At 49.5% G+C, this 14,511-nt stretch carries 13 protein-coding genes and 2 riboswitches; of the genes, 4 read left to right on the top strand and 9 right to left on the bottom strand.

From position 1 onward, the window contains the following. Positions 1–122: 122 nt before the first annotated feature. The 5 genes from M3630_RS18375 to M3630_RS18355 all read right to left on the bottom strand — a co-directional run bounded on the left by M3630_RS18375 (position 123) and on the right by M3630_RS18355 (position 5,144). Positions 123–698 (bottom strand): GNAT family N-acetyltransferase, encoded by a 576-nt coding sequence (locus M3630_RS18375; RefSeq protein ID WP_251253010.1) that lies wholly within the window; start codon positions 696–698, stop codon positions 123–125. A gap of 98 nt (positions 699–796) precedes the next feature. Next, positions 797–1,837: an S-methyl-5-thioribose-1-phosphate isomerase gene (gene mtnA, locus M3630_RS18370; protein WP_251253009.1), complete on the bottom strand. Its 1,041-nt coding sequence runs from the start codon at positions 1,835–1,837 to the stop codon at positions 797–799. Next, positions 1,834–3,063 (bottom strand): S-methyl-5-thioribose kinase, encoded by a 1,230-nt coding sequence (gene mtnK, locus M3630_RS18365; RefSeq protein ID WP_251253008.1) that lies wholly within the window; start codon positions 3,061–3,063, stop codon positions 1,834–1,836. The genes mtnA and mtnK overlap by 4 nt, the downstream gene beginning before the upstream one ends. Before the next feature lie 133 nt (positions 3,064–3,196). Then, positions 3,197–3,342, bottom strand: a riboswitch (SAM riboswitch). Positions 3,343–3,438: 96 nt separating this feature from the next. Beyond that, complete coding sequence (locus M3630_RS18360) at positions 3,439–4,626, bottom strand: anti-sigma factor (protein ID WP_251253007.1); 1,188 nt, start codon at positions 4,624–4,626, stop codon at positions 3,439–3,441. Continuing rightward, complete coding sequence (locus M3630_RS18355) at positions 4,626–5,144, bottom strand: sigma-70 family RNA polymerase sigma factor (RefSeq protein WP_251253006.1); 519 nt, start codon at positions 5,142–5,144, stop codon at positions 4,626–4,628. The genes M3630_RS18360 and M3630_RS18355 overlap by 1 nt, the downstream gene beginning before the upstream one ends. A gap of 130 nt (positions 5,145–5,274) precedes the next feature. Then, positions 5,275–5,452, top strand: a riboswitch (SAM riboswitch). Positions 5,453–5,537: 85 nt separating this feature from the next. Between M3630_RS18355 and M3630_RS18350 the strand changes: the two genes are divergently transcribed. The 4 genes from M3630_RS18350 to M3630_RS18335 are packed head-to-tail and all read left to right on the top strand — an operon-like array spanning position 5,538 to position 8,603. Then, positions 5,538–6,752 carry a 2,3-diketo-5-methylthiopentyl-1-phosphate enolase gene (locus M3630_RS18350; protein WP_251253005.1) on the top strand — a complete coding sequence of 405 codons (1,215 nt, stop codon included), beginning with the start codon at positions 5,538–5,540 and terminating at the stop codon, positions 6,750–6,752. Next, positions 6,749–7,417: a 2-hydroxy-3-keto-5-methylthiopentenyl-1-phosphate phosphatase gene (locus M3630_RS18345; RefSeq protein ID WP_251253004.1), complete on the top strand. Its 669-nt coding sequence runs from the start codon at positions 6,749–6,751 to the stop codon at positions 7,415–7,417. Before M3630_RS18350 ends, M3630_RS18345 begins: the two co-directional genes overlap by 4 nt. A gap of 3 nt (positions 7,418–7,420) precedes the next feature. After that, positions 7,421–8,077 (top strand): methylthioribulose 1-phosphate dehydratase, encoded by a 657-nt coding sequence (locus M3630_RS18340; RefSeq protein ID WP_064201529.1) that lies wholly within the window; start codon positions 7,421–7,423, stop codon positions 8,075–8,077. A 13-nt stretch (positions 8,078–8,090) separates the two neighbouring features. Further along, the gene (locus tag M3630_RS18335; protein ID WP_015893125.1) at positions 8,091–8,603 is read left to right on the top strand and encodes a 1,2-dihydroxy-3-keto-5-methylthiopentene dioxygenase; all 513 of its coding nucleotides are present in this window, start codon (positions 8,091–8,093) and stop codon (positions 8,601–8,603) included. A 51-nt stretch (positions 8,604–8,654) separates the two neighbouring features. Here the strand turns inward: M3630_RS18335 and M3630_RS18330 are convergent, their stop codons facing one another. The 4 genes from M3630_RS18330 to M3630_RS18315 all read right to left on the bottom strand — a co-directional run bounded on the left by M3630_RS18330 (position 8,655) and on the right by M3630_RS18315 (position 14,506). Further along, positions 8,655–9,773, bottom strand: coding sequence for a Ger(x)C family spore germination protein (locus M3630_RS18330; protein ID WP_251253003.1), 1,119 nt, complete (start codon positions 9,771–9,773; stop codon positions 8,655–8,657). Then, on the bottom strand, positions 9,770–10,870 hold the full coding sequence (locus M3630_RS18325; protein WP_251253002.1) for a GerAB/ArcD/ProY family transporter: 1,101 nt from the start codon (positions 10,868–10,870) through the stop codon (positions 9,770–9,772). The genes M3630_RS18330 and M3630_RS18325 overlap by 4 nt, the downstream gene beginning before the upstream one ends. Continuing rightward, positions 10,870–12,414 (bottom strand): spore germination protein, encoded by a 1,545-nt coding sequence (locus M3630_RS18320; protein ID WP_251253001.1) that lies wholly within the window; start codon positions 12,412–12,414, stop codon positions 10,870–10,872. Before M3630_RS18320 ends, M3630_RS18325 begins: the two co-directional genes overlap by 1 nt. Before the next feature lie 313 nt (positions 12,415–12,727). Continuing rightward, positions 12,728–14,506: an acyl-CoA dehydrogenase family protein gene (locus tag M3630_RS18315; protein ID WP_106785262.1), complete on the bottom strand. Its 1,779-nt coding sequence runs from the start codon at positions 14,504–14,506 to the stop codon at positions 12,728–12,730. Between the last annotated feature and the right edge of the window lie 5 nt (positions 14,507–14,511).

Genomic DNA, 14,511 nt, shown 5'->3' with positions numbered 1-14,511 from the left:
TTTTTTTCAAGCCTAACAGCACGACTAAAAAAGGGCTTGCGAATCACACGCAGCCCTCTTGATCTGTCTTCACCATCGTAATTTACAGAATTTTCATTGTCAATCGATGCATACAGTTCAATCTAAGATTTTTTATCGGTTTTCCAGTCAAGCCATTCCTCTTTTAGCAAGCTGTAAGTAGCATGATCCACGTAATGATCGTACAGGAATTCATTCCGGCGCAGTATCCCTTCCAGTTGAAAGCCTAATCGCTCCGGGATCGATCTGCTCTTATAGTTTTCTGTAGCAGCCTGAATCGTTACTTTTTCCAAATCCCATGACCCGAAGATTAATACGTCCAAGTAGGTCGCCACTGCTTCTGTCATCAGACCCTTGCCCTGAAATTGCGCACCCAGCCAATAGCCAATGGACGTCTTTTTGTTGATCCAATCTATCGTATGTACGCCGACCGTGCCAGCCAGACGTCCTTGGTACCAAATGCCATAGTTGATGCCGCGATTATCGTTGTACTGATGGATCGTCGCTTGGATGAATTGACGAGAATCCTCTACCTTCTTCGTATAATTCAGCCACGGCAGCCATTCCATAAGACTCTCCCGGTTCGAATCCGTAAGCAAAAATAACTCCTCAGCATCAGCTAATTCTAATTGTTTCAAGTACGTATCTTCATTGATGGTTATCCGTTGAATCGTTTGCATACGAATCTCCCCTTTTCTTGGATATTTTACTAGGAAACACCAAAATGGGCAAAAAGCGCCCGCCAGAAACAAAGGGCGAACGCTTATAAAAAGTTCTTTTATTTTTTGCTATTGCCGATCTCTTCCGGCTTGAAAATGCCTGTCTCCGTGACGATCGCTGTAATGTACTTCGCAGGCGTTACATCGAACGCAGGATTGTACACCTTGATATCGTCTGGAGCTACCTGTTTGCCCAAGCCATGGGTAATTTCCTCGGCTGGACGTTCTTCAATCGGAATATCTGCGCCTGTCGGTGTCTCCAGATCTACGGAGGACAAGGGAGCTGCCACGTAAAAAGGAATGCCGTGAGCTTTTGCCAAAACCGCTACCCCATACGTACCAATTTTATTGGCGACATCTCCGTTCGCTGCTACGCGGTCTGTACCCACGATGACAGCCTCTACTTTCCCTTGGGACATCACCATCGCCGCCATGTTGTCGCAGATCAGCGTCACATCAATCCCTGCTTGCTGCAATTCGAATGCAGTAAGACGAGCGCCTTGCAGGACAGGACGAGTTTCGTCCGCGTACACCTTTAAGTTCCAGCCGCGTTCCTTTGCCAAATAAAAGGGAGCGGTAGCCGTACCGTACGCTGCCGTAGCCAATGCTCCTGGATTACAGTGCGTGAGAATTCCCATACCGTCATGCAACAGAGTCAGCAAATGCTCTCCGATGGTCCGGCATACTTCAGCGTCTTCCTTTTGAATCGCCAGTGCTTCATCGAGCACGGACGCCTTCAACTCGGCAATCGACCCACCGCTTTCTTTTTCAACACGAGCCTTGATGCGATCCAACGCCCAGAACAGATTCACGGCTGTCGGACGGGAAGAGCCCAAGTAGTCTGCCTGCTGGTTCAGTTCCTGCCAAAACTCGTCGTAGTTACTCACTTCACTGCCACGAATGCCCAGGTAGAGCCCGTAAGCCGCCGCCATGCCAATCGCTGGTGCGCCACGGACTTCCAAGCGTCGGATGGAACCCCATACTTGCTCGGAGGTGGTCAAGTTCAAATAGATCGTTTCTACTGGCAGACGCGTCTGGTCAAGCAAGACCAATGCGTCATTCTCCCACTTAACAGGTGCCAATTGGGTGCTGGTTGTCATACTGTTGTAGCCTCCTGATAGTAACGTTCGGTCACAGTGCGTACGATGTCCGTGATATCTGTCGATTCGTCGATGCCGCCGCGACCGAGAATCAACGCTTCTCCTATCGAGAGCGCCAGACGTTCTGCTTCTGCGCGAGTCTGGTCGTCTTCAATGGCATTCAGGTCTGCTACGCCTGCCAAGCCGATGACACGACGCAAGATTTTGCAGCCTGCATAGCCTGCTGTATCCTGAATCAAGCGCTTCACGTAGCTTTGCCACAGTCCTTCGACATGAGCGCTGCGCTCTTTGGCGTGCTTGTGCCAGAGTTGAACGAATTGCGAAACGAATTCATTCCAGACATCCTCGACCGTTTCCAGTAAGTATTCGCGGTACGCTTCCCGTTCTCCTTGATCTTTTTGCAAACCGTGCTGGCCTGCGTAGTTGAGCAGCAGATTGGCAATAACCGCCCCGATGTCAAAACCGATTGGGCCGTAGTAAGCGAACTCTGGATCGATTGCTTTCAAGCTGTTTTCCGTGATGAAAATACTTCCGGTATGCAAGTCGCCATGCAGCAGCGCTTCCGAGCGCGTAAGGAAATCGTATTTCAGCTTGGCGATTTCCAGCTTCAGCGGCCGGTTGTTCCAGATCGCCTCGACTTCGCGGCGAATCAACGGATTGAAATCGTTGGTAGGCGCATTTTCATATGGATCGGTAAAGACGAGATCTTCTGTGATTTTGCATAATTCTGGATTTATGAATGTTCCGACTAGCGCTTTTTTATCGTACGGATGCGCGCCCAGATCGGATGTGAAGAACAAGGTTTGCGCGAGAAAACGGCCAATTTGCTTCGCGAATAGTGGGTACCGCTTTCCTTCGATCAAACCTTTGCGCATGATGATGTGGTCCCCGACGTTTTCCATGACAGTCAACGCAAGCTCCCCGTCGAAATGATACACCTGCGGCACCAGGTCTGGAACGTATTTGTGCTGAATGCGGAGTGCCTCGCTCTCGATGCGAGCCCGATCAATCGTAAGCGGCCAAGATTCTCCCACGACGCGGGCAAAAGGCAGTGCTTGCTTGACAATGACGCTCTTACCGGTTGCCGGCTCCTGAATGTCAAAAACCAGATTGAGGTTACCATCCCCGATTTCACGGCTGGTCAGCTCTGCTCCTTCGCTAAAAAGATCCGGTATTGCTTTTACGTACTCCACTGCTTCCTGTTCAGACAATGCGCGATATGCCATGATTTCAAAACTCCCCTCTACGTATTTTTCCTCTATCTCTACTTGTTTTGTTTGTGTCATGAGAGCAAAAAAGACCTCTTTTCCCGAAGAAAAGAGGTCGCTGTCGTCACGTGTAAGAACCGTGTTGATGTCCCCCTTATCTTCCAGACCACTTTTGTTTCTGCAGGAATTAGCACCGTGCATGTCGCCTGTCAATCAGTCGCTTCCTCGCGTCTGAATGGCGTCATGTCGGTTGCCGGGTATCATCGGGCCAGTCCCTCCACCTTCTCTGGATAAGGTATCCAAAACGTATTCGGTTTTTGATTTAGTTTGAATCATACAACCAACGCTTCCACGATGTCAACACCCTTTTGTGCAAAAATTCGCACCTTGCTATCAATAGCTGGATTGTGTTCCCGATGCCGCAGGGCGATCCCAATTCCACCAGTCTACTTTGCCCAATAACGCTGCTGTTATCGACTTTTCGGCCTTGAGCTTCAACAGTTCTTTCGTAGGTCCAGTGAGGACGGCGCCGTAGATTCGCACTCCGTTTTGCTGCATGTAGTTGTATCGTTCGGCTATCTGAAGGTCGCTACGAAATAGCAAAGATCCGCCGACATCGCGAGCCAGATCTTCTTGCTCAGATAAGTACTTCATCTCTTCCAAGTAGGCGGCCATTCTCCTGTCCCCTTCCCCGTTTACCCGAATGGGCGCATCTCCGTAATCCAGTTCATGCTGCGCAAATCCCCACACGTACCCGGGACCGAGAAATCGATTTGCCCCATCGTCTTCTGCTTGCTTTCGCTCCACCCCTGTGTCTACCGCAAACCAAACCGTATCTTGTCCCGAAGAGGTGACATGGCGGGAAACCAATTCATAGTACTCCTCGTACGTCAGGAAGTGATCGAAGGAAATCGCGAGCTGAGAAACGGTCCCCTCAGGTAGCTTCTCCATCGTTGTCCAGGCAGGTACAGTGCGAGATTCCGTATCCCCCATTTCCCCGTCTGTCGGATAACGGAAATACAGCTTCTGTTCCCTGACCCCGTTCGTCCATTGCGGCTTGGCATTCACGTTCCATAGCACATTCGTACTCTCAAAACGACCCGCGACCTTTTCTTCCCCCCCAACCCGCTCACGTAGTTCCATACTGATGTTTCCGTACAGCAATCCGACCTGCGAGCCACTGCTCCCCACTCTCACACCTGGCTGCGTAAAATTGACTATCGACTTCGCAACGCGGAACAGATCTTCATGCATCAGCGACCCGACCCAGCCATTCAAAATCAGCAACACAACTCCGGCCAAAAAGGGAATCCCTATGGTGAACCCAGCGTTGGACAACCGATTTTTCCATTTCCCCCGGCGCACAATGGCACGCTGTTTTTCAGCCGACAGTGTTTCAGGCTGGTTTATTTTCACCTTGTCCTCCCCCGTTTCTTCCCCCAACAAAAGCCTTTCCAACCGCTGTGCGTACTCCACGTCAGCCGCTATTTCTTCCTCGAATAGTTTTGAATCTTCTTCCGCCATTTCCCCACGCAAATAAGCAAGCAGCCTTTGCTCGCGATGATTCTCATCCTTGTTCATCACTGGCTTTCCTCCCTCCACAACTGCCGCATCTTTTGTCGTCCCCGAAACAAGGAACGCTTGACGTCTGCCAGCTCAATCCCGAGTACCTCTGCCATTTCCGCATAGGAAAGCTGCAATGCAGACAACAAAATGACCTGTCTCTGCTTTTCCGGAAGCTTCTCCAAATAGTCGTGGGCCACTTCCCACAGCTCCTGATTCACGACATGCTCAGCCGGATCAACCGCCGAATGATCAGGTCTTTCTGGCAGGGCTTCTACAAACGCAAATCGTTGTTTCGTCCTCTTGCGATAACCATCCACGAAAGCGTGATAGGCCACCTTGAACAGCCAGGGCCGTACTTTTTCCCCACGGTAGTCGTCCAAGGAAGAGAAGGCGCGACAAAAGGTTTCCTGTGTCAAATCCTCTGACAGCTTCTCATCTCGTGTCAGCCGAAAAAGATAGCGGTAAATATCGTTTACATGCAGCTGGTACACATCCTCCAGACCTACTTTCCCAAGCCGTTCACACCCCTTCATCCCTTACCACGAAGGAATTGCCAAAAAGTTTCACCTTGGTCTCATTTTTCTCATAACTTGCTGCACATTCTCTACAAAAACAAAGATTGACTCCTGACAATGAACGTCATATCATGGGGGAAACGAATAACTCTTATCGCGAGCTGGCTGAGGGACTGGCCCTATGATGCCCGGCAACCGGCGCTATACCATGATTCGTACGCTCATAATTGCGTACCTTGGATAGCGAAACGGTGCTAATTCCAACGGATAAGAGTCGAGATCGAGCACTTTGGGCTCGTTTCGGCTACTGACCCGAGAGATGAGAGGAGACGAGACGCTTTCATAGTCGAGAACCGCCTCCCCGCTCAATGGGGAGGCTTTTTTAATAATTCAAGGAGGATTAGGCGTACCATGAGTGAACAACGTATCCTCGTCACCTATCTCACACAAGCAAAAGACTTGAACAAGAAAGCGCAAGCCATTGCTGTCGGCATGACAGTCGGTTCCTGGACGGACCTGCCGCTTGCCAAGCAAGCTGAGCTAGCGCCGTATCTCGGTGAAGCCGTGAGCGCGACACCGATTGCGACACTGGAAAACGGAGAAACACGCGGTCTGATTACCGTTAGCTATCCAACTCGCAATTTTACAGCAGACATTCCATCCTTGTTGACCGGAATATTCGGTAAACTGTCGATGGATGGCAAAATCAAGCTCGTTGACGTTGTTTTCCCTGACTCATTCCTTCAGGCCTTTCCTGGACCGAAGTTCGGCATTGATGGTCTGCGCGAACGTTTAGGGGCACATGACCGTCCACTCTTGATGAGCATTTTCAAATCGTGCCTGGGTCTTCCTTTCGACGATTTGAAGACACAATTCCGAGCACAAGCCTTGGGCGGAGTTGATCTCGTGAAAGATGACGAAATCTTCTTTGCAGACGACCGCGCTCCTTTTATCGAACGGATCAAAGCGTTCAAGCAGATCGCCCAGGAGACCGAAGCCGAAACAGGCAAGCTCGTCCTCTATGCAGCCAACCTGACTGGACCTGTGCATGAGCTGAACGAAAAAGCGAAGCGTGCGGTAGAGGCGGGTGCTGACTGCCTTTTGTTCAACGTGCTGGCGTTTGGCTTCGATGCTCTGCACCGCTTGGCAGCCGATCCTGATGTACAAGTACCGATCATGGCACATCCGGCTTTGGCAGGGGCTTACTATCCTTCACCTGACTACGGTATCGCCACCCCGCTTCTACTCGGCACGTTGATGCGTGTAGCTGGGGCGGATTTGGTGCTCTTCCCGTCTCCGTACGGCAATGTCGCCCTGGACAAAACAGAAGCGTTGCAGCTCGCCAAGCATTTGACTGACCCACTGAATAGTGTACGACGTTCCTTCCCGGTTCCGTCTGCCGGCATTCATCCGGGGCTGGTTCCACAGCTGTATCAAGACTTCGGTATCGATCAAATCGTCAATGCAGGGGGCGGAATCCACGGTCATCCTGGTGGAGCAACCGCAGGAGCAAAAGCTTTTGTTGCCGCGATTGAGGCAGTCACCGCAGGCCGAACATTGGAAGAGGCTGCCGCTGAATCACAAGAGCTGGCGATCGCCCTGGAAAAGTGGGGTGGCGCACGATGAGCAAGAAGCTCGTCCTGTTCTGCGATTTCGACGGAACGATTACCGAAAAAGACAACATTGTAGCGATTGTCCGCAAGTTTGCTCCCCCTGAGTGGGAAGGCTTGACGGAGCAAATCCTTTCGCAAAAAATAAGCGTTCAGGAAGGGGTTGGCAAGCTGTTTCAACTCTTGCCCTCCTCCTTGCGCCAGGACATTATCGATTTTATTGTCCATGAAGCGACCATTCGCCCGGGATTTGCTGAATTTGTGAGCTATTGCCGCGCAGAAGGCATCGAGCTGTTGATCACGAGTGGCGGTATCGACTTTTTCCTGGAGCCTATCCTGGCACCCTTCGATCTTACCGATGTACCGATCTACTGTAATGGCAGTGATTTCTGCGGCGAGCGTATCACCATTACGTGGCCCAACGCTTGCGATGAACATTGCACGAACGGCTGCGGCATGTGCAAGACGACCATCATCCGTCGTTACGATCCAGCAACTCATTTCCGCATCGTCATCGGCGACTCCATCACTGATTTGGCTGGAGCCAAAATCGCTGACTATGTGATTGCCCGTTCCTTCCTCGCTGACAAGGCGGAAGAGCTGCAATTGCCGCATAGCAAGTTTGCCACGTTCCACGATGTGATTCGCATTTTACAGCAAGTCCAACAGGAGGTCGTCTAATTCATGACTGCAACACTCGAACAACGTCTGGATGCCTTTCGCCGTCTGGATGACGCCAAGCTGACATTTGCCCGCCGGGACTGGTTTCCCGGCACCAGTGGCAATCTCTCTATTAAAATACAAAACGATCCCTTGCAATTTGCCGTAACGGCAAGCGGCAAAGACAAAACCAAGCTGTCCCCCGAAGATTACCTGGTCGTGGATCAAGACTCTCGTCCGGTGGATGAAACTGCTCTCAAGCCCTCCGCAGAAACACTCATCCACGCCGTCGTATACAAAACGTTCCCGAAGGCAGGGGCTTGCTTCCACGTCCATACCGTATGGAACAACCTCATTTCCGAGCTGTACTTTGGACAACGGGCTTTCTCCATTCAAGGACAAGAGCTGATCAAGGGACTCGGAATCTGGGAAGAAAACGCACGCATTACTGTTCCGATTGTTGAGAACTTTGCTGATATTCCGACCTTGGCTACCGAAATTGAAAAAGTGATTACACCAGAAGTTCCCGGCGTACTCATCCGTAACCACGGTATCTACACGTGGGGCGGCAATGACTTCGAGGCCAAGCGCCACCTGGAAGCTTTTGAGTTCCTATTCGAGTATCACGCCCGCTGGCTACAATTGCGCCAAGCAGTCGTGTCCACTACAACCACCAATTAAGGAGGAATAAACGATGGCACAAATTCGTTTTCACGACAACAATGAGTACATTTCCGCACCCGAGGAAGTTGTCTCCTTCCTGGATACCCAAGAGATCATTTATGAAAAATGGGGCGTGGATCGCCTTGATCCAAAGCACCGTGATAACTACAGCCCGACAGACGAGGAGAAACAAGAGATTCTCGACACCTTTAAACCGGAAATCGATGCAATCAGCCAACGTCGCGGTTACTTGACAGCGGACATTATCGTCCTCTCTGACAAAACACCTAACCTCGACGAGCTGTTGGTGAAATTCAAGGGCGAGCATCACCACACCGATGATGAGTGCCGCTTCTGCGTCGATGGTCACGGTATTTTCGCTATCAAGGGCAAAGACGGTCGCTACTTCGATGTCGAGCTGGAGCCAGGCGATCTGATCTCCGTACCACCGAACTACCGCCACTACTTCACCCTGATGGACGACCGCAAAATCAAGGCGATTCGTCTGTTCGTCACTCCAGCAGGCTGGGAAGCGATCTATTAATAACGAACCCCTGGCATTTACTGATTGCCAGGGGGTTTTGTCTTTCACCCTTCATTTTATGACACCATTTCCCTTGATCGATACGTCTGGCTTGATTTCAACAACGGCATTGGAAAACGCCTTCGTCCAATCATCCTCTACCTTTTTGTATTCCTTATATTCATAAGCACGCGCATAGAGACCAAACCCAAACGGGTCTATACCGGTTTCCTGGCATTTCTTGATTAACTTCATGTAATCCTTCTGCAACTCGTCACTGATCATTCGCTCCATTTTTTTGTAGTCCTTTTGCATGTCGTACGGAAACATTCGCTCTGATATGGATACTCGCAACCTGAAATGAACGTCAAAATGAAACCGACCGTTCTGATAAGATGTTTTTACTTTTTTTTGGACGCCCTTGATAAAAAAGCTGATCCTGTCTTTCGTAATTTGTTTTTGAGCGTTCGACTCTTTAATCGGGATGGTGACAGACAATTCCCCTTGTTTTTCATGGAGCAGCGTTTGTAAAAGAATCGTATCCCGCGGTTCTATCGAGCCTACGTACGTTCCATTTTCTTTTAACAAAGCCGTCCCTACTACCTTGACCGCCCGCTTTTCTTTCTTCAACTCAGTCAAGCTAGGTGTCATCCCTTTTTCATACATTTGCCGATGGAGCTCCTGCGCCCTCGTCTTTACTGTCAGATTTCTTTTATTGGCTGTGTCAATTAGCGTTGTTACATGAATGGACAGACGAGGTTTGTCCTTTGGTTTATAATCAAACAGCTCATGCAACGGACCATCAAGCATAGCCATGCGAGCGTTGACACTGAACTTTGCATCCCGAAAAACGACATCCAGCAACCGAAACCAGTCCGGGTGAGCCAGCAGTTTTTTCCCGAACACAAGCACCTGGATTTTGCCTGCTTGGGTCAAGCCTGTTACTCGCTCGTCAAAGCCCATTCGCGACTCTCTAATCGTAGATGACCGGATACCGTATTCCTCAGATTTTTCCTTTGCCTCCCGACTGAACACAGGGCTTGAGATATAGAAGAGAAGCTCGTTTTTTTCGTTCAAATCAATTCCGACCATGAGCGATAAAGTGGCATCTTCCAAATTGATTTGATCCTTGCAACCTGCCAACAGGGTTACCAGCAAGCTCAATAGCAGAATCTGAGCAAATGCCCTCATGCTTTTTTCCCCCCTGCTGCTCGTTTCGATAGCCTGATCGGCCCCCAAGCCAATAAAGGAAGTGCATAAGCAAATACCACGCCTGCATAGCTCCAAATTTGTATCGATTTCTTCAGATCGATAAAGGATGGCGTATAAAACCATAGCGCCACTGGTACCAGAAGAAGGAACAGGCGCAAATGCTTGCGGTGATCCTTCATGCCGAATAACTGACTGGATGAAAAGACACAGAAATAAATGTACGGTATTGCAGTCGTTGACAATATAAACATATAAGTAGAGAGAAAGAGAATATCGACACGTTCCAAAAAGCGGAACTCAATGGCTTTCCATAAATTGAGCGTAGGCCACGTATACTGCGTGATTTCATCGGGGCTAAAGTAAGCAAAGCAAACGATGATGACAGACATATACACGAGCATCGTCAATGTATTCGCAATGACAATGCCAAGAGGCGCATATTGCTTTTTTTGAAGAAAAGGGTAGGCGAAATAACCAAACTCAAATCCAAGAAAGGAGAGTACCGTGGATTTGCTCGCCTCCCAGATCGGATGCCAGCCCTCCTTGATTACTGGCAGCAAGTTCAACCAATGAACCTCTCGATAAGCCGTCGTGATAACAAAAGGTATCCAAAGTGTAAGATAGAATACAAGCTCGGCATACCTTCCTATGGCGCGAACCCCTCCCTGGAGAACAAAATAAGTCGGCAGCGTAAAAAGGAACACAACGACATAGGCGGGTGTTTGAGACAGGAGCCATACATTAATGATTCCCGTGGCATTTATCAGCAAAACGAACGCTGCAACCGCGCAATAAATGGACATCAAAGCAATAGCGACACGACCGAGCCACTTGCCCAGAATCAATGGAAATATATCGATAATCGTCTTCTCCGGGTACTGCTTCATCATGTTCGTGATGACGAGACTGACTAGCGTTGCTGCAAGCCATCCGATCAAAAGCGATATCCATCCGTCGGTGCTCGCTTTCTCCGCCAATTCTCTGGGAATCGTCAATACTCCGATTCCCACTTGTGCCCCATGAATGAGGAGAATGTACTGAAGGACGCTCAACTGGTTGTACGTATACTTTTTCATCACCCGTCCTCCCTTGGCCGATTATCGCCTTGTCTTTCCTCTTCAATCGTATGGGCTGACTGGGGACGCTCTTTCATTTTCCACAGTGGCAGGCGGATAAACAAATCTTTCCAATCGCCGAAGCGTACAGGAGCAAGAGGGCCTCCATAAGGAACGCCTAATGATTCCAGCGTAATTAAATGGCCAATCAGTGCCATTAATCCCACAATAATTCCAACGAACCCAAACATCGCAGCGAGGATCATCATCAAAAAACGAATAAGCCTGACTGCCGAGGCCATATCGTAGTTCGGAATAATAAAGGATGAGATCGCTGTAAATGCAACGACGATCACCATAATATTGCTCACAATCCCTGCTTGCACAACCGCTTGACCAATCACGATACCTCCCACGATACCCACAGTTTGTCCAATAGGAGCCGGCAAGCGAATACCCGATTCCCGGAGCATTTCCAGTGTGAGTTCCATAATAAATGCCTCTAACAAGGGTGGGAATGGAACCCTTTCGCGGGACTCTCCGACTGACAAAATCAAATCGAGTGGGATAACCTCATAATTGAAAGAAATCAACGCAATATAAATCGCAGGTAAAAAAGTAGCAATCAAAAAAGCTAAATATCGAAGCAAACGAATAAACGTGGCAACAGGCCAGCGAGTACCATAATCATCCACACTTTGAAAAAACGAAGCGAAAGTAGCTGGACCGATCAATACGCTTGGAGAGCGATCGACAACGACAGCAATCTTCCCTTGCAAGATGTGAGAGGCCACTGTATCTGGCCGTTCCGAAGTCAAAAACTGCGGAAACATTGAGTACGGATTATCCTCGATATACTCCTCCAGTTCAGATGCATTGAGAATCGAGTCAACCTTGATCATCTTGAGCCGATCCTCCAGCTCCTGTAATATTTCCGGATTCGCTACATCAGCCAAGTACATGAGCGAGAGCTTTGCAAGGCCTCGTTCTCCCAACCACATTTCTTTTATTTTTAATTCACGGTTGGGAATATAGCGGCGGATGAGGGCAATGTTATGCGCGTCCGTTTCGACAAACCCTTGATGTCCTCCTTTAAGCGCAGCCTCCAACTGCGGGTCTTCTATCGCCCGCTGCGGCCATCCATTCGTTTCAATCACAAGCACTTCTTTTCGACCCTCGATAAATAAAAGACTGCTCCCAAGCAAAATCTCGGTTTCTACTTTCCGAAAGTCGTAGGCAACGGATACCTTTCCGACAGATAACAGGTCAAAAACAGTCGATTTCTCACCCTCTGGGTGTGACAAAAGCGGACGAAGCACATTGTTGTTAATCGAGTTTTTGTCAACCAAGCCATTCAGGTAGACGAGAGCAACCATTCCCTCTATATGCTGGCACGCAAACGTCCGAATGACCAAATCGGGTGTCAGCGTAAATATTGCATTCAGCTCCGCAAGGTTATCACTTAATCGCTCACTGATCTCACGGACACGGATAGGCTCACTCGAGTGGCTCATCCTGTCTTTGACAGATGTCTTTTTTCTTCTCAGCCACCCTCTCATCGCCATCTGCTACAGCTCCCGCCCTTTTCCGAAGTATGTTCCATTAGCGTTCGTGAGAGCCTCCCAAAATATGCATGAAACTTGGCACATCCTGCCGCTGAATTGAATAAATCCCAATACCCTGCAAATCGCAAATAACCGTAAGAATGGAAACAGAATGCAGCTAAATGGAGTGCTACCGCTTTAGCCATCTTCTCTGGAGGCGGTGAACGTCAAAGTGACGATTCACGGTGCGGGATTTCGAAGGTGAAGCAAGTGCGTGAAATGCGAAAAGAGCAAAGCATTGAGCTTTGCTCTTTTTCCCATTTCCTTTTTGAAACTACACTACATATGCTCCTGCTTCGATCACGCGATCAGCAATCGAACGTTTGAGTGCCACCGTGTTGATCGGTGTGCGGCGGGTCAGCTTTTTGAGGATCGAGAGGCGCAGTCGAAGCTCGTCGCCCTCTTCCATCGCTGCCAATGCTTCTTTCGCCCAGCCTTCGATTCGATCGAATGCTTCATGCACATAGACAGCGGTCATTTCCAGCTTTTGCTGCTCAGCTTCGATGCCATTTGCCGCCATTGCTTTCTCTGTCCGCTTCACGATGCTGTCCATAGCATACAGCTCGATCAGCATGTCAGCCGCAAATGCCAAGAGCTCCTGTTCTTTGGACATTTCCTGTTGGTATTTCATCAACGCAGATCCTGCCACCATCAAAATGATTTTGCGCGTGATGTTGATCAGATGCTTCTCCATTGCCAAAGGTGCATCTTCAATCTCTTCTGGATAATAGCTCATCAGATCTGCTTGCAGACTGCTCGCTGCTTGCATGAGCGGCAGTTCGCCTTTCATCGCCTTTTTCACGAGCGTATCCGGGATGAGCATGCGGTTGATTTCGTTCGTTCCTTCGAAAATGCGGTTAATCCGTGAGTCACGGTACATGTTCTCGATCTCATACTCGGACATAAATCCGTATCCGCCGTGGATTTGCACGCCTTCGTCCACGCAGTAATCCAAAACCTCGGTGGCAAATACTTTATTGATCGAGCATTCGATTGCATAATCCGCAATCGCCTTCGCAACCTCGGCGCCATCATCCGCTTTTTCACCCAAGCGAGTCAGCGCTGTATCGAACAGACCAACTGTCCGATAGACAGAGCTTTCAGCCGCATACGTTTTCACTGCCATGTTCGCCAGTTTGTTTTTGATTAAAGTAAAATTGGCAATGGGCGTTTTGAACTGCTTGCGTTCTTTTGCGTAGTTCGTCGCGAGTTCCACCGCTTTTTTCGAGGAGCCGACTGCGCCCACCGCGAGCTTGTAACGACCAACGTTCAAGATGTTGAACGCGATCACGTGACCTCTTCCAGGCTCACCGAGCAGATTGGCTACCGGCACAGGTACATCTTGCAAAATGACCGTGCGCGTCGAGGAGCATTTGATCCCCATTTTCTTCTCTTCCGGTCCAAACGAAACACCTGGGAATGTGCGCTCGACGATAAAGGCAGTAAATTTCTCGCCATCAATTTTCGCGTATACGATGAACACATCAGCAAAGCCAGCATTCGTGATCCATTGCTTCTCTCCGTTGAGAATATAGTGCGTGCCATCTGCGGAGAGCGTCGCTGTCGTTTTCGCTCCCAATGCATCTGAGCCAGAGCCTGGCTCTGTCAAGCAGTAGGCAGCGATTCGTTTTCCAGACGCCAGATCAGGCAGATAACGCTGTTTCTGCTCCTCGTTTCCGAAGTACACGATTGGCAGTGACCCGATACCGACATGGGCGCCGTAGCTGAGCGCAAAGCCGCGAGCCAGCGAGAACTTCTCTGTGACGAGTGCAGTGCTGACTTTATCCAGCCCCAATCCCTCGTATTTCTCCGGAACGTCACCAGCCAACAAACCGAGCTCCCCTGCTTCCTTCAACAGCCGAACCGAAATATCAAATTGGTGGTTTTCAAGCTCTTCCAGATGAGGACGAACTTCATTGTTGACGAAATCCTCCGTCGTCTTGGCAATCATCTTTTGCTCTTCGGTGTACTCTTCTGGCACGAATACATCATCAGCTGAACCTGCATCGATCAAAAAGCTTCCACCGCGGATCAAATCTTTTGTTTCTGCCATTACTA

It is taken from the genome of Brevibacillus sp. MER 51, assembly GCF_023714195.1.
In the GTDB taxonomy this organism is placed as follows: domain Bacteria; phylum Bacillota; class Bacilli; order Brevibacillales; family Brevibacillaceae; genus Brevibacillus.
This window is presented reverse-complemented; position numbering and strand designations above follow the sequence as displayed.